Consider the following 20,962-nt stretch of genomic DNA (forward strand, 5'->3'; position numbering starts at 1 on the left):
AATGTTACAACCTAAGAGAACAAAATACCGTAAAATGCAGAAAGGCCGTATGAAGGGGAATGCCGGTCGTGGCAACCAACTTGCATATGGAACCTTTGGTATTAAGTCTTTAGATTCAAATTTCTTGACAGCACGTCAAATTGAAGCAGCACGTATTGCCGCTACCCGTTATATGAAAAGGGAAGGTTCCATCTGGATTATGATTTTTCCAGATAAGCCTATTACAAAGAAACCTTTGGAAGTACGTATGGGTAAGGGTAAAGGAGCTGTAGAATATTGGGCAGCAGTTGTTAAACCAGGTAGAATGTTGTTTGAAGTTTCCGGAGTTACTTTGGAAACTGCCAAAGAAGCGTTGCGTCTTGCAGCTCAAAAGCTTCCGGTAAAAACAAAATTTATCATGTCTAGAGATTATCAAGCTTAATTTTATTAAAGATGAAACAATCACAGATAAACGAGACATCAACAGCGGAACTTCAGGAAAAACTTGCTGAATCAAAAAAAGCATATTCAGACCTAAAAATGGCACATACCATATCACCGTTGGAAAATCCAATTCAACTTAGATCGCACAGAAGAACGATCGCTAGAATTGCGACAGAACTAACTAAAAGAGAAGTACAATAAGGGTACGAAGCTGAAAGATGGAAGAAAAAAGAAACTTAAGAAAAGAGCGTATTGGGGTAGTTACCAGTAACAAAATGGAGAAGTCTATTGTTGTTGCCGAAGTAAAAAAAGTAAAACACCCTATGTACGGAAAGTTCGTGTTGAAAACGAAGAAATACGTAGCACACGACGAGAAAAATGACTGCAACGAAGGAGATACTGTAAAGATCATGGAAACTAGACCTTTAAGTAAAACGAAATGTTGGAGGTTAGTAGAAATAATTGAAAGAGCGAAGTAATCATGATACAACAAGAATCAAGACTTAAAGTAGCAGACAACACCGGTGCCAAAGAGGTGCTAACCATTAGAGTGTTGGGCGGAACTAAAAAGAGATATGCTTCCATTGGAGATAAGATAGTAGTAACTGTAAAAGAAGCTACTCCCAATGGTAACATTAAAAAGGGTGCCGTTTCTACTGCAGTAGTGGTACGTACCGTGAAAGAAGTTAGAAGACCGGATGGATCGTATATCCGTTTTGACGACAATGCCTGTGTACTTTTAAACCCACAAGGGGAGATGAGAGGAACACGTGTATTTGGACCGGTTGCCAGAGAACTTCGTGACAAACAATTTATGAAAATAGTATCATTGGCGCCAGAGGTGCTTTAATACGAAACAAAGATGGCAAAGCTTAAAATAAAATCGGGAGATACTGTAGTTGTTACTACCGGAGAGCACAAAGGTGCCGAAGGAAAAGTGATGAAGGTGATTCTTGAAAAAAACAAAGCAATAGTAGAAGGAGTGAACACAGTAAAGAAGCATGAGAAACCTAGCGCAGCTAATCCTCAAGGTGGAATTACCGAAAAAGAAGCTCCTATTCATATTTCTAATCTCGCATTGATCGATCCAAAATCTGGAACCGCAACACGTGTAGGATATAGAATGGAAGATGGTAAAAAAGTGCGATTTTCCAAAAAATCGAATCAAGTATTATAGTTATGGGATATTTACCAAGACTTAAGGAAGAGTACAAGAGCAGAGTAGTGAATGCTCTTACAGATGAGTTTGGATACAAAAATGTAATGCAAGTACCAAAATTAGAGCGCATTGTTGTGTCTCGTGGCGTTGGAGCAGCAGTTGCAGATAAAAAACTAATCGATTACTCAGTAGACGAATTGACAAACATTACAGGTCAGAAAGCGGTTGCAACTATTTCTAAAAAAGATATTGCAAACTTTAAACTTCGTAAAGGAATGCCAATTGGAGCGAGAGTTACCTTGCGTGGAGAACGCATGTATGAGTTTTTAGATAGACTTGTGACTACCGCATTGCCAAGGGTGCGTGATTTCGGCGGAATTAAAGCAACAGGTTTTGATGGTAGAGGTAACTACTCTTTGGGTGTTACCGAACAGATTATCTTTCCAGAGATCGATATCGATAAGGTAAAGAAGATTGAAGGTTTGAATATCACATTCGTAACCACAGCCGAAACCGATAAAGAAGCGAAAGCATTACTAACTGAACTAGGATTACCTTTTAAAAAGAATTAAGAGATGGCTAAAGAATCAATGAAAGCCCGTGAGGTTAAAAGAGCAAAAATGGTAGCTAAATATGCCGAAAAGCGCAAAGCTTTGAAAGAAGCTGGTGACTGGGAAGGTTTACAGAAATTACCAAAGAATGCATCTCCAATTCGCATGCACAATCGGTGCAAGCTAACCGGAAGACCTAAAGGGTATATGAGAACTTTTGGACTTTCACGTGTAACATTCCGTGAAATGGCAAATCAAGGTCTAATCCCAGGTGTTAGAAAAGCAAGCTGGTAAAATTATAAATGGGTAGCAGGTTTGTCCGCCAGAGCAGACGAAAACCATTACCGCAAATTAAATTAAATGACAACAGATCCAATAGCAGATTTTCTAACTCGAGTTAGAAATGCAGTGAAAGCAGGACATCGCGTAGTAGAGGTGCCGGCTTCCAATCTTAAAAAAGAGATTACAAAAATCTTGTTTGATCAAGGGTATATCTTAAGTTATAAGTTTGAAGACGATAAGGGACCCCAAGGGACTATCAAGATCGCTTTAAAGTATGACAAGCTTACAAAAGACCCTGTAATTAAAAAGATTCAAAGAATTAGTAAACCTGGTTTACGTAAGTACGCAAGTTCAACCGAACTACCTCGAATTTTGAATGGTTTAGGTATTGCAATTGTCTCAACTTCAGCAGGAGTTATGACAGGAAAGCAAGCCAAAGCTCAAAATGTGGGTGGTGAAGTATTATGTTACGTATACTAATATAAAGACAAGAAGAAATGTCAAGAATAGGTAATAACCCGGTAGCAATCCCAGAAGGAGTTACAGTCGATATTAAAGACAACGTAATTACGGTAAAGGGAAAATTAGGTGAGTTGACTCAGGAATATTCCGATGTGACCATCAAAGTAGAAGACGGAAATGCTTTTGTGGAACGTCCTTCAGATATAAATGCGCACAAAGCAAAGCATGGTTTGTACAGATCTTTAATCAATAATATGATTAAAGGGGTGTCAACAGGATGGACAAAAGAGTTAGAGCTGGTAGGAGTTGGATACAGAGCTACTAATCAAGGACAAAAATTGGATTTGGCAATTGGATATTCACATAATATAGTGTTGGACATTGCTCCCGAAGTAAAAGTGGAAGCTATTGCTGAGAAAGGAAAGAATCCTATCGTAAAATTAACGTCTCACGACAAGCAATTGGTTGGACAAGTAGCGGCTAAGATTCGTTCGTTCCGTAAGCCAGAACCTTACAAAGGAAAAGGAATCAAGTTTGTTGGAGAAATATTAAGAAGAAAAGCAGGTAAATCTGCATAACAAATAGAGTTATGGCATTATCAAAAAACGATAGAAGAGATCGTATTCGTTTCAGAATTAGAAAAACTGTTTCAGGAACAGAGCAACGTCCTCGTTTGGCTGTTTTCAGAAGTAATAAAGAGATTTATGCGCAACTTATTGACGATGTAAGCGGTAAGACAATTACAGCTGCATCTTCAAGAGACAAAGAAATTGACGCTACAAAGGTGAATAAGACCGAAGCGGCAAAATTAGTAGGGAAAGCCATTGCAGAGAAAGCTGTAAAAGCCGGTGTTGAAAATGTTTCTTTTGACAGAGGCGGGTACCTATATCACGGAAGAGTAAAATCATTAGCTGAAGGAGCTCGCGAAGGCGGCCTTAAATTCTAAGTAGTATGTATCAAGATTATAAAAACGTAGAATTAGTAAAACCAGGAGGTCTTGAATTAAAAGATCGTTTAGTAGGCGTACAACGTGTTACTAAAGTAACTAAAGGGGGTAGAGCCTTCGGATTTTCAGCTATTGTTGTAGTTGGTGATGAGAACGGTGTCGTAGGACACGGTCTTGGAAAATCTAAAGATGTGGCCAGCGCAATTGCTAAAGCCATTGAAGATGCCAAGAAGAACTTAGTTCGAATTCCGTTGAACAAAGTAACACTTCCTCACGAACAAAAAGGAAAATATGGTGGAGCGCGTGTAACGCTATTGCCAGCAGCGCCCGGTACGGGTGTAATTGCAGGTGGTGCAGTACGTGCGGTATTAGAGGCCGTTGGGGTACATGATGTATTGTCAAAATCTCAAGGATCTTCTAATCCACACAACGTAGTAAAAGCGACATTTGATGCGTTATTGCAATTGCGTAGTGCGCAGTCAGTAGCAGCTCAACGCGGAATCTCTTTGGAAAAATTGTTTAAAGGATAAAACCAGGAAAGATGGCAAAAATTAAAGTAACAAAGGTAAAGAGTGCCATAAACCGTACTCAAACCCAAAAGAGAACGCTCGAGTCCTTAGGTCTTCATAAAATAGGTCAGACGGTCGAGCACAATGATACGCCAAACATTCTTGGTATGATAACTAAAGTTAAACACTTGGTTTCGGTTGAAACCAATTAAGATATAGACAATGGAATTAAGTAACTTAAGACCTGCAAAAGGTTCGGTTAGTAACAAAGGCAAGCGCGTAGGTCGTGGGCAAGGTTCCGGAAAAGGTGGAACGGCAACTCGTGGTCATAAAGGAGCAAAATCCCGTTCAGGATATTCCAAGAAACTTGGATTTGAAGGAGGGCAAATGCCACTTCAGCGTCGTGTGCCTAAGTTCGGGTTTACGAACATTAACCGTAAGGAATATCAGGGTGTAAACCTCGACACGCTTCAGCAATTGGTTGATGATAAAAAGATAAAGGATACTGTAGATTTTGAAACCCTAGTAGGTTTAGGTCTAGCTGGAAAAACCGAAATGGTGAAGATTTTAGGAAGAGGAGAATTAAAGGCTAAATTAAAAGTATCTGCACACAAGTTTACTGCCTCAGCTCAAAAAGCGATTGAAGCGGCCGGTGGTGAAGTAGTAACATTGTAATTCAAGACACCAATGAAATTTATTGATACTATAAAAAACGTTTTTAAAATAGAGGAGCTGCGAAATCGCATCATGGTTACCTTGGGGTTATTATTGGTGTACCGTTTTGGTGCACAGGTAGTATTGCCCGGGATAGATGCTTCTAAGTTATCTGAATTCGCTGGTAAATTTGACGCCGGTGGTATTGGTGGATTACTTAATGCATTTACAGGAGGAGCCTTTGCGAATGCTTCGGTTTTTGCATTGGGGATCATGCCGTATATTTCGGCCTCTATTGTAGTACAATTAATGCAGATTGCGGTGCCTTACCTTCAGAAATTACAGAAAGAAGGAGAAAGCGGAAGAAAGAAGATCAATCAAATTACACGTTGGTTAACCATTGGTATCTGTCTAGTGCAGGCACCGAGTTACCTATTTGGTTTGGAAGCCCTGGGCGTTCCAGCCGAAGCCTTTATCCTTGGTAAGGACACGATGTTCTTTGTGTCTTCAACAATTATCTTGGTAACAGGCTGTGTATTCGCGATGTGGTTGGGTGAAAAGATTACAGATAAGGGTATCGGAAACGGGATCTCTATTTTGATCATGGTGGGTATTATTGCCACCTTACCATTATCTTTTGCTCAGGAATTTGCGTCTAGAGTATTAGAATCGAATGGTGGATTGATCATGATTCTTATCGAATTGGTAATCTGGTTTGTCATTATTCTGGCGTCGGTGATGCTGGTCATGGCAGTCCGAAAGATACCTGTACAATACGCGCGTAGGACAGCCAGTGGTGGTTACGAGAAAAACATCTTTGGTGCAAGACAATTCATTCCCTTAAAGTTGAATGCTTCTGGGGTAATGCCTATTATCTTTGCACAGGCGATCATGTTTGTTCCTTCAGCTGTTGCCAGTCTTTCTGAAAGTGAGATGGCGCAATCAGTTCAGGCGGCATTCAGTGATATATTTGGATTGTGGTACAACATTGTTTTTGCAGCATTGATTATAGTATTTACGTACTTCTATACGGCAATTACGGTACCAACCAATAAAATGGCAGATGATCTAAAACGAAGTGGTGGTTTTATTCCGGGTATTAAACCGGGAACCGAAACCGCCGAATTGTTAGACCGAATCATGTCTCAAATAACCTTGCCGGGATCTGTTTTCTTAGCACTTATTGCAATATTTCCTGCATTTGTTGTGAAGTTAATGGGAATCCAACAAGGGTGGGCATTATTCTACGGTGGTACTTCCCTCCTAATTATGGTAGGGGTGGCTATCGATACTATGCAACAAATAAACTCCTACTTATTAAATCGTCATTACGACGGTTTGATGAAGAGTGGTAAAAATAGAAAAGCAGTAGCATAATATGGCAAAGCAAACAGCAATAGAACAAGACGGAACCATTATAGAAGCATTGTCTAACGCAATGTTTCGTGTGGAACTTGAAAACGGTCATATTGTAACTGCACACATTTCGGGTAAGATGCGTATGCACTATATTAAATTGTTACCCGGAGATAAAGTAAAATTAGAAATGAGCCCATACGATTTATCGAAGGCTCGCATAACTTATAGATACTAATAGAGATGAAAGTTAGAGCATCCGTTAAGAAGAGAAGTGCCGACTGCAAGATTGTTCGCAGAAATGGTAGATTATATGTAATTAATAAAAAGAACCCTAGGTTCAAACAAAGACAAGGATAATTATGGCAAGAATCGCAGGTGTAGATATCCCAAAGCAAAAAAGGGGTGTAATCGCGTTAACGTATATCTTCGGAATTGGTAAAAGCCGAGCGCAGGATATATTGAACAAAGCCGGAGTTGACGAAGACAAAAAAGTTAGCGAATGGAACGATGATGAAATCGGTGCTATTCGTGAGGCTGTTGGGTCTTTCAAAATCGAAGGTGAATTACGTAGTGAAATCCAATTAAGCATCAAACGTTTAATGGATATTGGATGTTACAGAGGTATTCGTCATAGAGCAGGTCTTCCGTTACGAGGACAGCGCACTAAGAATAACTCGAGAACTAGAAAAGGAAAACGTAAAACAGTTGCTAACAAGAAGAAAGCAACTAAATAATACCTAGAGATATGGCAAAGACTAGCTCAAAAAGTACAAAAAAACGCAAGGTTAATGTTGAATCTGTTGGTGAGGCACACGTAACAGCTTCCTTTAACAACATTATCATTTCGTTAACCAATAAGAACGGAGACGTTATCTCTTGGTCATCAGCCGGTAAAATGGGCTTTAGAGGATCAAAGAAGAATACTCCTTATGCAGCACAATTAGCCGCCGAAGATGCTTCAGGTGTGGCGCACGCTGCAGGTCTACGTAAAGTAAAAGTATATGTGAAAGGACCAGGAAATGGTAGAGAATCTGCTATTCGATCTATTCACAATGCCGGTATTGAAGTAACAGAGATTATCGACGTTACCCCAATGCCACACAACGGATGTAGACCTCCAAAAAGAAGAAGAGTTTAATAATTATAAATATCAACCTGAAGGGGTTAAAAGCTAGAGGATAGATAAGACCTTAATTTAGTTTTTCCTTCTAAATCAATTTAAAATGGCAAGATATACTGGTCCAAAAACTAAAATAGCTCGTAAGTTCGGCGAAGCTATCTTCGGAGAAGACAAATCCTTCGAAAAGAGAAATTACCCTCCGGGACAACACGGAAACAACCGTCGTCGTGGGAAAAAATCTGAATATGCTATCCAGTTAATGGAAAAGCAAAAGGCAAAATATACCTATGGTGTATTAGAGCGTCAGTTCAGAAATATGTTTAAGAAAGCAACAGCAGCGCCAGGTATAACCGGTACTGTATTGTTACAATACTGTGAGTCGCGTCTTGACAATGTGGTATTCCGTATGGGAATAGCACCTAGCCGTCAGGCAGCAAGACAATTAGTCTCTCACAGACATATCACCGTTAATGGTGAAAAAGTAAACATCCCTTCTTACCAATTGAAAGCAGGTGATGTTATTGCGGTAAGAGAGAAGTCAAAATCTCTTGAAGCCATTCAAAATTCGTTGAATAACGCGAGTAGTGTTTACGAGTGGATCTCTTGGAATGGAGAGAAAATGGAAGGTACATACGTATCTATTCCAGAGCGTCTTCAGATCCCGGAAAACATTAACGAGCAGTTCATCGTCGAATTATATTCTAAATAATCAAAACACACGAGTCACACTATGGCAGTATTTAGTTTTCAGAAGCCTGATAAAGTTATCATGATCAATTCCACAGATTTTGAAGGGAAATTCGAATTTCGCCCTTTGGAACCTGGATATGGATTGACCGTTGGTAACGCATTAAGACGCGTTTTACTTTCTTCATTGGAAGGATTCGCAATTACCTCGGTTCGTATCGAAGGTGTTGACCACGAATTTTCAACCATCGCCGGTGTTGTGGAAGACGTTACCGAGATCATTCTAAATTTGAAGCAAGTTCGTTTCAAAAGACAAATAGACGAGATCGATAACGAAACTGTTACCATTTCTATTAATGGTGCCGATCAAGTAACCGCTGGTGATTTTCAGAAATTCATCTCAGGATTCCAAGTGTTGAACCCCGAATTGGTGATCTGCAATATGGAATCTAAAGTGAACCTGAACTTCGAAATCACAATTGAGAAAGGTAGAGGGTATGTGCCTGCTGAAGAGAATAAAAAAGCAAATGCACCACTTGGTACCATCTTTACCGATTCGATCTACACGCCGATAAAAAATGTGAAATACAGCATTGAGAATTTCCGTGTAGAGCAAAAGACCGATTACGAGAAATTGGTTTTCGAAATTGTAACCGATGGTTCTATTCATCCAAAGGATGCTTTAACTGAAGCCGCAAAAACCTTGATTCACCACTTTATGTTGTTTAGCGATGAGCGTATCACTCTGGAAGCAGACGAGATTGCTCAAACCGAAACCTACGATGAAGAGTCATTGCATATGCGCCAGTTGCTTAAAACCAAGTTGGTAGATATGGATCTTTCGGTCCGTGCGCTTAACTGTTTAAAAGCGGCCGAAGTAGATACCTTGGGAGATTTGGTTTCTTACAACAAGAACGATTTGATGAAATTTAGAAACTTCGGAAAAAAATCATTGACCGAATTAGAAGAGTTAGTGAATGTGAAGGGACTAAACTTCGGAATGGATCTTTCAAAATATAAATTAGATAAAGATTAATACGTCATATTTTGCTCTCCCGATAGCTTTTGGGATTTGGTAGCGAGATGATGATTAAAAACAAATGTCATGAGACACGGAAAAAAAACAAATCACTTAGGAAGAAAGACGGCACATAGAAGCGCGATGTTGGCAAATATGGCCTGCTCCCTAATTGAACATAAAAGAATCAATACCACAGTAGCTAAGGCGAAAGCATTACAGCGATTTGTTGAACCAATGATCACAAAATCTAAAGAGGATACTACACATAACCGTCGTATCGTTTACAGTAGATTGCGTCAAAAGGAGGCGGTAGCCGAATTGTTCAGAGACGTTGCCGTAAAAGTGGGAGAACGTCCGGGAGGATATACCCGAATTATCAAATTAGGGAATCGTCTAGGGGATAATGCAGATATGGCAATGATCGAGTTGGTAGATTACAACGAGCTGTACAACGCAGGAAAAGCAACTAAAACGAAGACGACACGTCGTAGTCGTCGTGGTGGTTCAAAAACTGCAGCGGCTGTTGCACCAGTGGCTAAAGCAACTGAAGCAAAGAAAGAAACTGAAGCAAAGAAAGAAGAAGAATAAATGAAATATCAGTTATAAAATCAAAGGGATAAGCAGTCAATGTTTATCCCTTTTTTTATGACCTAAATTGTTTAAAAGTTCTAAAACCTGAATTGTACACGTTCATCTTTTAAAGTATTTTTGCAAAACATTTGAGGAATATGAAGTATCAAAAACGAAAAAAAGCACTTATTTTATTAGTCGACGGGACTATTTTTTACGGAAAAGCAGTAGGAGGTAAAGAAGGCTCCGCTTTTGGAGAAGTTTGTTTTAATACCGGAATGACCGGTTATCAGGAAATATTTACCGATCCTTCTTACTATGGACAACTTATGGTGACCACCAATGCACATATTGGAAACTACGGTACCAATGTGGAAGAAGTTGAATCGGAGGGTATAAAAATCTCCGGACTTATTTGCCGAAATTTTAGTTATCACTATTCGCGTCCGGCGGCCGATGACTCTCTGGAAGCATTTTTAGATCGGAATAACCTCTTAGCCATCAGTGATGTGGATACACGCGCTTTGGTAAATTACATTCGGGACAACGGTGCTATGAATGCCGTGATCACTACCGAAGTGGATCAAATAGAGAAACTTAAAAAACAATTGGCCGAAGTGCCAAATATGGAAGGGCTCGAATTGGCTAGTAAGGTTTCAACAAAAGCACCTTATTTCTTCGGAAATCCAGAGGCTACCTTTAAAATCTCAGCATTGGATATTGGTATCAAGAAGAATATTCTTCGCAATCTGGCAGAACGAGATTGCTATATTAAGGTGTTCCCGTATGACGCCAGCTTCAACGATATGAAATCCTTTGAGCCGGATGGCTATTTCCTATCAAATGGGCCTGGTGATCCTGAGCCGCTTCACAGTGCCATCGAGACCACTAAACAAATAATTGACTCCGGGAAACCCCTTTTCGGCATATGTTTAGGACATCAGGTGTTGGCTTTGGCGAATGGAATCTCGACTTATAAAATGCATCACGGACACAGGGGTATTAATCACCCTATTTTGAATCTGCTAACCGGAAAAGGGGAGATTACGTCTCAAAATCACGGTTTTGCCATTAGTAGGGAAGATGCCGAAGCACATCCCGATATCGAGATTACACATGTGCATCTCAATGATAAAACAGCGGCGGGAATCCGCATGAAGGGCAAACCCGTATTTTCGGTACAATACCATCCCGAAGCAAGTCCGGGTCCACACGATGCTTCCTATCTTTTTGATGACTTTTTAGAAAATATTAAAAAACACAAACTACAAACCGCATGAGCATTATCATAGACATCCACGCAAGACAAATATTCGATTCGAGAGGAAATCCAACCATCGAAGTAGATGTGATTACCGAAAATGGCTATTTAGGACGTGCTGCGGTACCTTCAGGAGCTTCTACAGGAGAACACGAGGCTGTTGAAATGCGAGATGGTGGAACGGACTATATGGGCAAAGGAGTCCTAAAGGCTGTAGAAAAGGTAAATGGAAAAATTGCAGGAACACTTTTAGGTGTTTCTGTCTTTGAACAGGAATTGATCGATCAGATTATGATCGATTTGGACGGTACCCCTAACAAATCGAAGCTGGGAGCGAATGCGATACTTGGAGTTTCTTTGGCAGCAGCAAAGGCTGCGGCTAACGAATTGGGAATGCCGCTCTATCGGTATGTAGGAGGTGTAAGCGCAAAGACCCTTCCCGTTCCTATGATGAATATCATTAACGGTGGTTCACATAGCGATGCCCCTATTGCATTTCAGGAGTTTATGGTCATGCCGGTAAAAGCAAAGAATTTTACACATGCGATGCAGATGGGAAGTGAGATATTTCACAACCTAAAAAAAGTGTTGCACGATCGTGGTTTGAGCACTGCCGTGGGTGATGAAGGCGGATTTGCCCCTACACTGGATGGTACTGAAGACGCCCTAGATACGATTAAAGTGGCCACGGAGAAAGCAGGCTATAAATTAGGAAGTGATGTGATGATCGCTTTAGACTGTGCTTCAGCCGAATTCTATAAAGATGGAAAATACGATTATACAGTTTTTGAAGGGGAAGGTGGAAAAGTAAGGACGTCAAAACAACAGGCCGATTATTTGGCCGAACTATGTGAAAAGTATCCTATTATTTCTATTGAAGATGGAATGGATGAAAACGACTGGGAAGGTTGGAAGTATCTTACCGAAATAGTAGGGAATAAAGTACAACTTGTTGGAGACGACCTCTTTGTGACCAATGTAGAGCGATTATCAAGAGGTATTTCAGAACATATAGCGAATTCAATTCTTATTAAGGTAAACCAGATAGGGACACTTACCGAAACTATTGCGGCTGTTAATATGGCGCACAATGCGGGATATACTTCTGTGATGTCACATCGTAGTGGTGAAACTGAAGACTATACAATAGCAGACCTAGCGGTAGCACTAAATTGTGGACAAATAAAAACGGGTTCTGCCTCCAGAAGTGACCGAATGGCAAAGTACAATCAATTGCTTCGAATAGAGGAACAATTGGGAGAGGTTGCCTACTATCCACAGCGAAAAGCATTTAAAATATAAAAGAAAGCACCTCCTTCACAACCTGTAAGAAGTGTTACCTGGGAATTATACATCAAATAATACTGATTTAAGTATTTTTTAACCTAACAAGTGTTCGTAAGTGTTAAAAAATCGTTCGAGATTTTGTAATTTTACAATTCGGACTGATATCTTTTCAGAACCATTAAAACCAAATTGAATATATGTCAAAGACAGCGATCCTCGAAATCGACGGAAAAAAATATGAATTCCCATTAGTGGAGGGTACCGAAAACGAAGTTGCTATAGATATTAAGAGCTTACGAAGTGATACCAACGGAGTAACAACACTCGATCCTGGATATAAAAATACGGGATCCTGTGAGAGTGCTATTACTTTTTTAAACGGAGAAGAGGGTATTTTAAGATACCGTGGATATGCCATTGAAGATTTGGCTGAAAAAGCCGATTTCCTTGAGGTCGCTTACCTACTTATTTTTGGAGAATTACCTACCAAAGATGAACTCATAAAATTTCATAACGATATAAAAGCACAATCTCATGTCGATGAGGATGTAAAGAGAATAATTGATGGATTTCCAAAGTCAGCACATCCAATGGGGGTGTTGTCTTCACTTACATCTGCCTTAGTCGCTTTTAACCCTTCATCGGTCAATGTTGATAGCGAAGAGGAAATGTATAATGCCATTGTAAAAATAATGGCTAAATTTCCTGTACTAACGGCTTGGGCATATAGAAAAAGAGTAGGATTGCCGTTGGATTACGGTGACGATTCATTGGGATATGTTGAAAATTTCTTAAAGATGATGTTTAAGAAACCAAATGGAGACTATATTCCAAAACAAGTAATTGTCGATGCATTGGATAAATTGTTGATTTTACACGCAGATCACGAACAAAACTGCTCTACTTCGACCGTGCGAATTGTGGGGTCATCGCATGCCGGTTTATTTGTTTCTATTTCAGCAGGAATTGCTGCTTTATGGGGCCCTCTGCATGGTGGAGCTAACCAAGCCGTAATTGAAATGCTGGAAGCTATAAAAGAAGATGGTGGAGACACCAAAAAATACATGGCAAAAGCGAAGGATAAAGACGATCCTTTCCGTCTAATGGGCTTTGGACATAGAGTATATAAAAACTTCGATCCTAGAGCAAAGATTATTAAGCGATCGGCCGACAGTGTGTTGGATGACCTTGGCATTGACGATCCGGTATTAAACATTGCGAAGGGACTAGAGAAAGAAGCTTTGGAAGATCCGTACTTTGTAGATAGAAAATTATATCCCAATGTAGATTTCTACTCGGGTATTATTTACCGTTCGCTAGGTATTCCAGTAGAAATGTTTACACCCATGTTTGCCTTAGGACGTTTACCCGGCTGGATTGCCCAATGGAGAGAAATGCGCTTGCGTAAAGAACCTATAGGGAGACCCAGACAGATTTATATTGGAGAAACACTACGTGACTTTAAGCCTGTAGAAAAAAGATAAGGTTTCGTTTTTTTATAATTGAAAAGCATTCTGACCATATCGGGATGCTTTTTTATATTTGCCATATGATTCAACTGAACATTAATGACGAAATTTCTAGGCTACGTGCTGTCGTGCTTGGTAGAGCAGACAGCAATGGTCCTGTCCCTAAATTAGAAGACGCGTACGACCCCAAATCGGCTGAACATATCAAGGCAGGCACCTATCCGAAAGACGAAGACATGGTAAGGGAGATGGATGCGGTGGCTGAAATCTTAAAAAAATACGACGTTAAAGTCTTTCGCCCTAAAAGCATCAAGGATTACAACCAGATCTTTTCCCGCGATATTGCCTTTGTCATTGAAGACAAATTTATTATCGCCAATATTCTGGATGATCGTTCGCTGGAGATTGAGGCAATTGAACATGTTATTTCACAAATAGATCCCTCAAAAATTATCGAATTTCCGGAAGATGCCCATATTGAAGGGGGTGACGTGATGCCTTGGGGTGACTATATTTTTGCAGGTACGTATTACGGCGATGATTATGCCAATTATATTACCGCGCGCACCAATATAAAAGCCGTAAAGCACCTTCAGAAATTATTTCCGCATAAAAAAGTGAAATCCTTCAGTTTGCGAAAATCCAATACCGTTGCTCGTGACAATGCGCTTCATTTGGATTGTTGCTTTCAGCCTTTGGGTAGAGGTAAGGCAATAATTCACAAAGAAGGTTTTTTGGTTGAAGAAGAGTATGAATGGTTGCTCAATTTCTTCGGAAAAGAAAACTGTTTTCATATCACCAAGGACGAGATGTACGAAATGAACAGCAATATTTTTTCTATTTCTCCCGATGTGGTGATTTCAGAAAAGAATTTCACACGACTCAATACTTGGTTACGTGCTCAGGGCTTCAAAGTAGAAGAAGTTCCCTATGCCGAAATTTCCAAGCAAGAAGGTCTGTTACGCTGTACTACAATGCCTCTTATTAGAGACTGATTATACTAAAATACTATTCTCTTATCCGAAAAGGAATTAATGAGTAAGTTTCATTAGAAGCCACGGGGCTTTCGATATTTCCCTTCCTCCATAACTGATAAAAATAGACCGTATCATCCGAAAGACCCACATTGCGTGTTTGGTTGAACGTATTTACCCAAAAGTTTCCATTTCCACTTGGTGAAGCACTAGCATAATTTAAAATAGTACCCGGTAGACTAGCCGTTGTCATTCCAATAGCGCTGGCACTTGCGGTACTTCTTGTTAGGGAAGTTATAACCCCACTTAAGTCGGTTGGATCTCCCGAATACGAAGATTGTACAATTACAGCCGTACCGTTTAAATAGGCGATCGAAACTTCGCCTAATAATACCCAGTTATCTACAGATGTTCCCGAAATTGTTAATGTAGCCGAATTAAAAGTTCCTGTATTGGCCGCAAGGTCATCACCAATTCGTAAAATCCAGGTCCCATTTGGAGCGGCACCATTAAATCCTACAAAAGTCGTAATATTTGCTGTAATATTTAGGGGAGCTCCCGATGCGGTTAGTGTGCCTTCCGGTCTAAATGTTCCAGTAAAGGGAGGAACACCAGCGGTAATATTGGTCGCACCGGCATCACTAAAAACGGTATTGGTATAATTATTCCCTGTACCGCCATTGTCTGTACTCAATTCTAAAATTTGCCCGGTAGGGGATTGTAAAAAGATGTCAATGTCGGCATCATTTCCGTGAGTTATTGTAAGCGTAAGTGTAACCAAAGATGTGGTGCCTGTGACACCACTTACCACTATATTATTGGCGTATGCCGTGTTATTTGCAATGGCCGAATTTGGAGTAATTGTAAATGCTGTAGGTGCAGTTACAACAGGAAAAGCATCTGGTGATACAATTCTTTCCGATAAGGTTGCACTCCCTGTAATAGATACTGGGTTCCATTTAATTAAATTCCAATGATAAAATCCTTTTTTCTGATTTCCTACATCGGCTATTAGATACACCAATTGACCGTCCTGACTTCCTGAAACCGAAAGGCTATTGACCCGAGGAATGAGAATTCCATCTGTTGCGGTTACAGCACCGTTATGATTGGTGCCTAGAATGTCTAAAGTTGCTAAGGGATTAGTATTACCAATACCTACTTGGGCACATAAGTACATTGCATTGAATAGTAGCAATGCAAAACTGGGGAGTTTTTTATACATAAAGCTAGAATCAAACTATATCAATTTCAGTATCGATATAAAATATAGGCAAAGGTATATTGCATTTTAATTAAGAATTTGTTAAAAATATAAATGGAAGAAAAATAGTTTTAAAGTCTAATTCAATATGAATTTAAAACCTCCTGAAATCAAACTGAATTTTAGTCCGGAATCACGCTTGTAGTAATTGTATTTTAAATCTATGCTTTTTAAACCCAATTTCCATAGGTTGAATTTGGTAAAAATATCGGTATAGGTAATTCCGAAGCCATACTGATTTGCTGAAAACTCAGATAAGTCATAATCTGAAGTATAGAACTCATCCGTAGATAGTGCTTCATTATTAGCAAAAAAGTAATCGGATGCCGTTTGATTGTAATAACGGTAGGATGGGTAGACAGTAAATTTATCTCCTAACTTTACTGGGACTTCAATACTCGCCGTATGTGAGTTAATTCCCCAATCATCAAAATAATATCGATAGTACGTACGAATCACCATGAATTCGTTCGCATAATAATGCAAGCGTCCACCAATGGCAGTTTTGAAGCGGCTATCGGGTAAGCGTTCTATGTCATCGGCAATTTGAAAATTATTACCAACGAAGAAATCGGGTTGGTCACTAAAATAAATGCGTTGAAAAGGTGTAGACAATAAACCATCCTGTTGCACGAGGTCAAGGGACAAGGATCCTTGCAATTGTTTGGATAAAATCTGTGAAAAGCCAAATCCAACCGAATAAGAATTTCTGCTTTTTGAAGAAAGAGGTTCCAAACCGGAGAGTTCGATGGGTCGAAGTTCCATAGGATAAATAATGTTCCAGGTGTCCAGATAGACATTGGCATTGATGCTGACCTCCGTATTCTTTTCATTAAACAATCTTGTATAGCTTCCACCGAATCCGATGGAAGTGTAGTCATATTCATTCGCGAAAGCAACCTTACCCGACCAGAGATTGTTTCGGTCGTCACTGCTATGGCTGTAATTAGCCGAAACATTAAACCATAGGTCACTTCCTGATGCACCCGAAGAAGCTACAAACGGATCTGGGTCACCCGGGCCATCAAAAGGATCCACATTACTGGATGAAGCTGAGGTATAGGCCGAAACTCCGGCATCGATCGTTAGAACATCATCGTCATTTAAAGGAATTGCTACTACAATGGTAGGCGTGAAATCTGTTAATTCTTCGGTTCCTATTCCACCAGTCACCGCGGCGTTATTCCCATCTTGTGAATAATAACTTATTAAGAAATCAACTTCAGGTGTTTCTAACACTCTCTTTTTATAGGTGCTAGTTGAATCCTGAGAAAAGCCGAGAATAGTAAAAAGGAAACAAAATAGGCTTAAAATGGATTTCATATGTTTAAGATTAATTACAGCCACATCCACCACCGGTTTTACCTCCGTTAGCACCTGAAGCAGCTTCACGATACGCATGTGCATTTGTTTCAAATCGTTTAATTCCCTTATCGCTAAGCGCCATATCCGGGTCGTTGATATTTACTTTTTCATATTCCTTCACTACCACACAGGAAGCGAACAAAGAACAGAAAAGACATAACAGGAAGATTTTTTTCATTTTTTAGTGTCGATTTCTATTTGGTTCGATGTGTATATATTTCCCTCTGCATCTATTAAAATACATTCTATTTTGGGAATTTGATTGATAAAGTCCAACCCGGCTTTTATACCCATTACAAATATAGAGGTTGCCAAGGCATCTGCCAGCTCAGCTTTAGGAGCAAAAACAGTGGCGCTTATTATCCCAGTTGCGGGATACCCCGTTCTAGGATCGATAATATGAGAATAACGCACTCCATTGAAAACCACATATTTTTCATAATTTCCTGAAGTAACTACAGCGCCTTCTTCTATGGGCAACATAGCAAAGGCCTTATTTTTGTCCATTGGATTGGTAATAGCTACTTTCCAATCGCTACCATTCATTTGCTTCCCCCATGTTGTCATATCGCCTGAGGCATTAATGATACCAGCCTTCACACCATGCTCCATTAATAGTTTTTTTGCTTTGTCTGCAGCATAGCCTTTGCCAATAGCACCAAATCCTATTTTCATCCCCGGGAGTTTCAGAAAAACAGTGAAATTTTCAGGGTCTAGGATGATGTTTTTATAGCCAACTTTTTCTACGGAAGCAGCGATGTCTTTTTCCGCAGGCATTTCAGACATACTGCCATCAAATTTCCAAATCTTGTCCATAGAAGCATAACTAATATCGAAGGCGCCATCTGTTAACTTCGAGAGTTCAACGCTACGTCCAATGAGTGTGTACAATTCTTCATCTACTGTAATGGACTTAATTCCCGCGTTTCTATTAATTTCTGAAGTTTGTGAAGCAGGATCCCACGAGGAAATCAATTTTTCAATTCGGGTAATTTCGGCAACAGCCAAATCAATATACCCATTGGCTTCGGGTTTGGTATTGGCAATGACCGTAATCTCAAACCGACTACCCATTAATTTTAGAGTCCGCTTTACCGTTTGCTGTGCAAGCAAACTATTTGTAACAAAGCTTAATATAAAAAAGATCAGGAGTTGTCTCAAGTACTATTATTTAAATGATTCCAAATGTTTAATGTATTCTGAAGGGGTTGTATTAATATAACCTGTCTCTCCAAGCTTTTTACCTTTCTTATCCAATACTACAACAAAAGGGAAAATACCTTGTTTGTTATAGATTTCGGCAAGCGCATTGTTTTGTTTCTGAAGGGATTCCGGCAAAGCATTCTTCTTTTTTTTGGGAAAGTCCGCCTGCAACATGACAAAATGATCTTTGGCATAAGCGGTAAAGACTTCACTGCTCCAAATTTCTCTATCTAATTTAATACAAGGTGCACACCAATCACTTCCTTGAAAAACTAAAACAATAGGGCGGTTGAATTTGGCAGCAAGTTCTTTGGCAATAGTAATGTCTGTTTCCCACTTCTGAGCCATCCCTGAGGTCAATGTAAATAGTGAAAAAATAAAAGTAACTACTAGTTTATTCATAGTTAAGCAATAATAGATAGTACGCAAACAATTACTAAACGAAATATACTACCTAATAATTGTTAGTCTAATTTAATTTTGTTGTATAAAGTCGAATTGTAATGCAATTAATTACAACAATTATAAATTGGTAACGAGTTAATTTGAATATAATTTCCCAACTTTTATCTACTTTTTCAATCATAAAAACACGTAAATTTGTAGCCTAAATGATAACCCTTTGGCACAACAAATTACCAACACCATCTTAATGATTCGTCCGGTCGCATTCCGCATGAACGAAGAGACCGCCGTGAATAATTTTTTTCAGGAAAATATAGATCTTAAAAATAGCGAGATCAATACCAAGGCCCAGGCCGAGTTCGATGCGTTTGTAGCTAAACTAAGGGCGGTTGGGGTGCAGGTGATTGTGGAACACGACGACCTTAAGATGGATACGCCCGATTCTATTTTTCCCAACAATTGGGTTAGTTTTCACGATAGCGGTATCGTTGGATTGTACCCAATGTTTGCTGAAAACAGACGTAGAGAACGTCGCGAAGAGGTCATGGACCGTTTAGAAAGTGAAGGTTTTGTTATCGAAGGCTATATGGATTATACCAGTGCCGAAGAAGAAGGTTTGTTTCTGGAAGGAACCGGAAGCTTGTTGTTGGATCGGGTTCATAAAAAGGCATATTGTGCCCTATCTCCGCGTGCCGATGAAGAACTTCTAATTGAGTTTTGCGAGGATTTCGATTATTTCCCGGTGGTGTTTACGGCCAATCAGGTTGTCGATGGTGTACGAGTGCCCATTTATCACACCAATGTAATGATGGCACTTGCCGAAAATTTTGCAGTAATTTGTCTGGATACCATAGACGATGCTACCGAAAAGAAAAATGTGGTGCAACATTTAAAACAAGACGGGAAAGAGATCATAGCGATAACCGAAGCGCAGATGCACCAATTTGCCGGGAATATGCTACAAGTAAAAGGAGCGGGAGACACTAAATACATGATCATGAGCAAAGCGGCTCACGAGAGTTTACGTCCAGATCAAGTTGAGGCGATTGAAAAACATTGTGAGATTTTAAGTAGTGATCTGGAAACTATTGAAACCTGCGGTGGAGGTAGTGCCCGGTGTATGATGGCCGAAGTCTTTCTTCCGAAGGAATAAATTTAACTATCTTTAAGTCACATAACAGATACTGTAATGAGGATCCTAAAAATAATTTTGGTGATTGTGGGGATTGCACTTATTGGGTTTGGACTCTACAGTGCCTTTGTCCCACAAGAAGTACTCGATATTGGACCATTGGAAGTCTCGGCCAAAGAGGGGCTGAATAATCAAACCCTGGGAATGATCGGTTTAGGCGTCTTGGCGTTACTAGCCGCATTGTTTGCTAAAAATCGCAGATAGCATTTACACGCGTATGGTTTCTGAAAAGATACGTATTCGGGACGTGCAGCCTACCGAAGTCGCATTGTTGCAACAGATCAGCAGCAAGACTTTTGTGGAAGCATTTGAACATTTAAACAACCCATCCGATTTTAAAATGTATATGGATGAGGCCTTTACCCTTGAACAGATAAAATTGGAGTATGAGAATCCGAATTCCTATCATTTTTTTGCCGAATACAATGCCGATATAATTGGTTTTGTCAAACTCAATCTCCAAACGGCCCAAACCGAAATGCCTTTCAAAAACGCTTTAGAAATTCAGCGCATCTATATAATTTCCAAATATCAGGGGCTAAAAGTTGGAAAGCAGTTCTTGCAATTTGTAATTGACTTTGCAAAACAGAAGAGGATCGATAAAATCTGGCTGGGGGTATGGGACAAAAATCTAAGAGCAATTTCCTTTTATGAAAGGAACGGCTTTGTAGCTTTTTCGAAGCATAAATTTATGGTGGGTACCGATTTGCAGTTTGATATTATGATGCAATTGGATTTGGTGTAGCTCGTACCTGGTATTTCCATTTTCAACGCTTTCTCTAACCGATAGGGCCAGAGT

Annotated in this window: 33 protein-coding genes; 28 read left to right on the forward strand and 5 right to left on the reverse strand. The window is 39.7% G+C overall.

Translation table 11 applies throughout. The annotated features are described in order from the left end of the window. Position 1 precedes the first annotated feature (1 nt). From rplP to K8F54_RS05025, 25 genes are all read left to right on the forward strand, one after another. Positions 2-421, forward strand: a complete 420-nt coding sequence (rplP, locus tag K8F54_RS04905; protein ID WP_100803218.1) for a 50S ribosomal protein L16 — start codon at positions 2-4, stop codon at positions 419-421. Positions 422-432: 11 nt separating this feature from the next. Next, positions 433-624 (forward strand): 50S ribosomal protein L29, encoded by a 192-nt coding sequence (rpmC, locus tag K8F54_RS04910; protein ID WP_290787871.1) that lies wholly within the window; start codon positions 433-435, stop codon positions 622-624. Between the two features lie 17 nt (positions 625-641). After that, entirely contained in the window at positions 642-902 is a 261-nt protein-coding gene (gene rpsQ, locus K8F54_RS04915) for a 30S ribosomal protein S17 (protein WP_034259304.1), read from the forward strand. A gap of 2 nt (positions 903-904) precedes the next feature. Further along, positions 905-1,273, forward strand: a complete 369-nt coding sequence (gene rplN / locus K8F54_RS04920) for a 50S ribosomal protein L14 (RefSeq protein ID WP_034259303.1) — start codon at positions 905-907, stop codon at positions 1,271-1,273. Positions 1,274-1,285: 12 nt separating this feature from the next. Then, a complete protein-coding gene (rplX, locus tag K8F54_RS04925; protein ID WP_290787874.1) occupies positions 1,286-1,600 on the forward strand; it encodes a 50S ribosomal protein L24 in 315 nt (104 codons plus the stop codon). A gap of 2 nt (positions 1,601-1,602) precedes the next feature. Next, positions 1,603-2,154 (forward strand): 50S ribosomal protein L5, encoded by a 552-nt coding sequence (gene rplE, locus K8F54_RS04930; protein ID WP_290787876.1) that lies wholly within the window; start codon positions 1,603-1,605, stop codon positions 2,152-2,154. Between the two features lie 3 nt (positions 2,155-2,157). Beyond that, positions 2,158-2,427, forward strand: coding sequence for a 30S ribosomal protein S14 (gene rpsN, locus K8F54_RS04935; protein ID WP_290787878.1), 270 nt, complete (start codon positions 2,158-2,160; stop codon positions 2,425-2,427). Positions 2,428-2,493: 66 nt separating this feature from the next. Beyond that, on the forward strand, positions 2,494-2,895 hold the full coding sequence (gene rpsH / locus K8F54_RS04940; protein WP_290787880.1) for a 30S ribosomal protein S8: 402 nt from the start codon (positions 2,494-2,496) through the stop codon (positions 2,893-2,895). Between the two features lie 17 nt (positions 2,896-2,912). Continuing rightward, complete coding sequence (gene rplF / locus K8F54_RS04945; RefSeq protein ID WP_290787882.1) at positions 2,913-3,455, forward strand: 50S ribosomal protein L6; 543 nt, start codon at positions 2,913-2,915, stop codon at positions 3,453-3,455. 11 nt (positions 3,456-3,466) lie between these two features. Then, the gene (rplR, locus tag K8F54_RS04950; protein WP_290787884.1) at positions 3,467-3,823 is read left to right on the forward strand and encodes a 50S ribosomal protein L18; all 357 of its coding nucleotides are present in this window, start codon (positions 3,467-3,469) and stop codon (positions 3,821-3,823) included. 5 nt (positions 3,824-3,828) lie between these two features. Next, on the forward strand, positions 3,829-4,353 hold the full coding sequence (gene rpsE, locus K8F54_RS04955; protein WP_290787887.1) for a 30S ribosomal protein S5: 525 nt from the start codon (positions 3,829-3,831) through the stop codon (positions 4,351-4,353). Between the two features lie 11 nt (positions 4,354-4,364). Next, complete coding sequence (gene rpmD, locus K8F54_RS04960) at positions 4,365-4,544, forward strand: 50S ribosomal protein L30 (RefSeq protein WP_290787890.1); 180 nt, start codon at positions 4,365-4,367, stop codon at positions 4,542-4,544. A 10-nt stretch (positions 4,545-4,554) separates the two neighbouring features. Beyond that, entirely contained in the window at positions 4,555-5,007 is a 453-nt protein-coding gene (rplO, locus tag K8F54_RS04965; RefSeq protein ID WP_290787892.1) for a 50S ribosomal protein L15, read from the forward strand. A 12-nt stretch (positions 5,008-5,019) separates the two neighbouring features. After that, positions 5,020-6,363, forward strand: coding sequence for a preprotein translocase subunit SecY (gene secY, locus K8F54_RS04970; protein ID WP_290787895.1), 1,344 nt, complete (start codon positions 5,020-5,022; stop codon positions 6,361-6,363). A gap of 1 nt (position 6,364) precedes the next feature. Beyond that, positions 6,365-6,580, forward strand: coding sequence for a translation initiation factor IF-1 (gene infA, locus K8F54_RS04975; protein WP_100803230.1), 216 nt, complete (start codon positions 6,365-6,367; stop codon positions 6,578-6,580). Between the two features lie 5 nt (positions 6,581-6,585). Continuing rightward, positions 6,586-6,702: a type B 50S ribosomal protein L36 gene (gene ykgO / locus K8F54_RS04980; protein ID WP_281542470.1), complete on the forward strand. Its 117-nt coding sequence runs from the start codon at positions 6,586-6,588 to the stop codon at positions 6,700-6,702. 2 nt (positions 6,703-6,704) lie between these two features. Continuing rightward, positions 6,705-7,079 (forward strand): 30S ribosomal protein S13, encoded by a 375-nt coding sequence (gene rpsM, locus K8F54_RS04985; RefSeq protein ID WP_290787903.1) that lies wholly within the window; start codon positions 6,705-6,707, stop codon positions 7,077-7,079. 11 nt (positions 7,080-7,090) lie between these two features. Next, positions 7,091-7,483: a 30S ribosomal protein S11 gene (gene rpsK / locus K8F54_RS04990; RefSeq protein WP_100803233.1), complete on the forward strand. Its 393-nt coding sequence runs from the start codon at positions 7,091-7,093 to the stop codon at positions 7,481-7,483. Positions 7,484-7,568: 85 nt separating this feature from the next. Continuing rightward, on the forward strand, positions 7,569-8,174 hold the full coding sequence (gene rpsD / locus K8F54_RS04995; RefSeq protein WP_290787908.1) for a 30S ribosomal protein S4: 606 nt from the start codon (positions 7,569-7,571) through the stop codon (positions 8,172-8,174). Between the two features lie 21 nt (positions 8,175-8,195). Further along, positions 8,196-9,188, forward strand: a complete 993-nt coding sequence (locus K8F54_RS05000; protein ID WP_290787911.1) for a DNA-directed RNA polymerase subunit alpha — start codon at positions 8,196-8,198, stop codon at positions 9,186-9,188. 69 nt (positions 9,189-9,257) lie between these two features. Next, complete coding sequence (gene rplQ, locus K8F54_RS05005; RefSeq protein ID WP_290787914.1) at positions 9,258-9,761, forward strand: 50S ribosomal protein L17; 504 nt, start codon at positions 9,258-9,260, stop codon at positions 9,759-9,761. Positions 9,762-9,901: 140 nt separating this feature from the next. Beyond that, positions 9,902-11,023 (forward strand): glutamine-hydrolyzing carbamoyl-phosphate synthase small subunit, encoded by a 1,122-nt coding sequence (gene carA, locus K8F54_RS05010; RefSeq protein WP_290787917.1) that lies wholly within the window; start codon positions 9,902-9,904, stop codon positions 11,021-11,023. Beyond that, a complete protein-coding gene (gene eno, locus K8F54_RS05015; RefSeq protein ID WP_290787920.1) occupies positions 11,020-12,306 on the forward strand; it encodes a phosphopyruvate hydratase in 1,287 nt (428 codons plus the stop codon). Before carA ends, eno begins: the two co-directional genes overlap by 4 nt. A gap of 182 nt (positions 12,307-12,488) precedes the next feature. Continuing rightward, the gene (locus K8F54_RS05020) at positions 12,489-13,775 is read left to right on the forward strand and encodes a citrate synthase (RefSeq protein WP_290787923.1); all 1,287 of its coding nucleotides are present in this window, start codon (positions 12,489-12,491) and stop codon (positions 13,773-13,775) included. 65 nt (positions 13,776-13,840) lie between these two features. After that, a complete protein-coding gene (locus K8F54_RS05025; protein ID WP_290787926.1) occupies positions 13,841-14,755 on the forward strand; it encodes an arginine deiminase family protein in 915 nt (304 codons plus the stop codon). 13 nt (positions 14,756-14,768) lie between these two features. Here the strand turns inward: K8F54_RS05025 and K8F54_RS05030 are convergent, their stop codons facing one another. The 5 genes from K8F54_RS05030 to K8F54_RS05050 all read right to left on the reverse strand — a co-directional run bounded on the left by K8F54_RS05030 (position 14,769) and on the right by K8F54_RS05050 (position 18,968). Continuing rightward, positions 14,769-15,959 (reverse strand): proprotein convertase P-domain-containing protein, encoded by a 1,191-nt coding sequence (locus tag K8F54_RS05030; RefSeq protein ID WP_290787929.1) that lies wholly within the window; start codon positions 15,957-15,959, stop codon positions 14,769-14,771. 117 nt (positions 15,960-16,076) lie between these two features. Then, positions 16,077-17,321, reverse strand: coding sequence for a DUF3570 domain-containing protein (locus tag K8F54_RS05035; RefSeq protein WP_290788063.1), 1,245 nt, complete (start codon positions 17,319-17,321; stop codon positions 16,077-16,079). Between the two features lie 10 nt (positions 17,322-17,331). Next, positions 17,332-17,541, reverse strand: coding sequence for a DUF4266 domain-containing protein (locus tag K8F54_RS05040; RefSeq protein ID WP_290787931.1), 210 nt, complete (start codon positions 17,539-17,541; stop codon positions 17,332-17,334). After that, positions 17,538-18,524, reverse strand: a complete 987-nt coding sequence (locus K8F54_RS05045; protein WP_290787934.1) for an FAD:protein FMN transferase — start codon at positions 18,522-18,524, stop codon at positions 17,538-17,540. Before K8F54_RS05045 ends, K8F54_RS05040 begins: the two co-directional genes overlap by 4 nt. Positions 18,525-18,530: 6 nt before the next feature. Next, positions 18,531-18,968 (reverse strand): thioredoxin family protein, encoded by a 438-nt coding sequence (locus K8F54_RS05050; protein ID WP_290787937.1) that lies wholly within the window; start codon positions 18,966-18,968, stop codon positions 18,531-18,533. 250 nt (positions 18,969-19,218) lie between these two features. Here K8F54_RS05050 and ctlX point away from each other — a divergent pair, with 250 nt between their 5' ends. The 3 genes from ctlX to K8F54_RS05065 are packed head-to-tail and all read left to right on the forward strand — an operon-like array spanning position 19,219 to position 20,908. Continuing rightward, positions 19,219-20,124: a citrulline utilization hydrolase CtlX gene (ctlX, locus tag K8F54_RS05055; RefSeq protein ID WP_290788066.1), complete on the forward strand. Its 906-nt coding sequence runs from the start codon at positions 19,219-19,221 to the stop codon at positions 20,122-20,124. Positions 20,125-20,160: 36 nt separating this feature from the next. Further along, positions 20,161-20,367: a hypothetical protein gene (locus tag K8F54_RS05060; RefSeq protein WP_290787940.1), complete on the forward strand. Its 207-nt coding sequence runs from the start codon at positions 20,161-20,163 to the stop codon at positions 20,365-20,367. Beyond that, entirely contained in the window at positions 20,348-20,908 is a 561-nt protein-coding gene (locus tag K8F54_RS05065; RefSeq protein ID WP_290787943.1) for a GNAT family N-acetyltransferase, read from the forward strand. The genes K8F54_RS05060 and K8F54_RS05065 overlap by 20 nt, the downstream gene beginning before the upstream one ends. Positions 20,909-20,962: the final 54 nt, after the last annotated feature.

This window comes from Altibacter sp., assembly GCF_019913785.1.
Taxonomy (GTDB): domain Bacteria; phylum Bacteroidota; class Bacteroidia; order Flavobacteriales; family Flavobacteriaceae; genus Altibacter.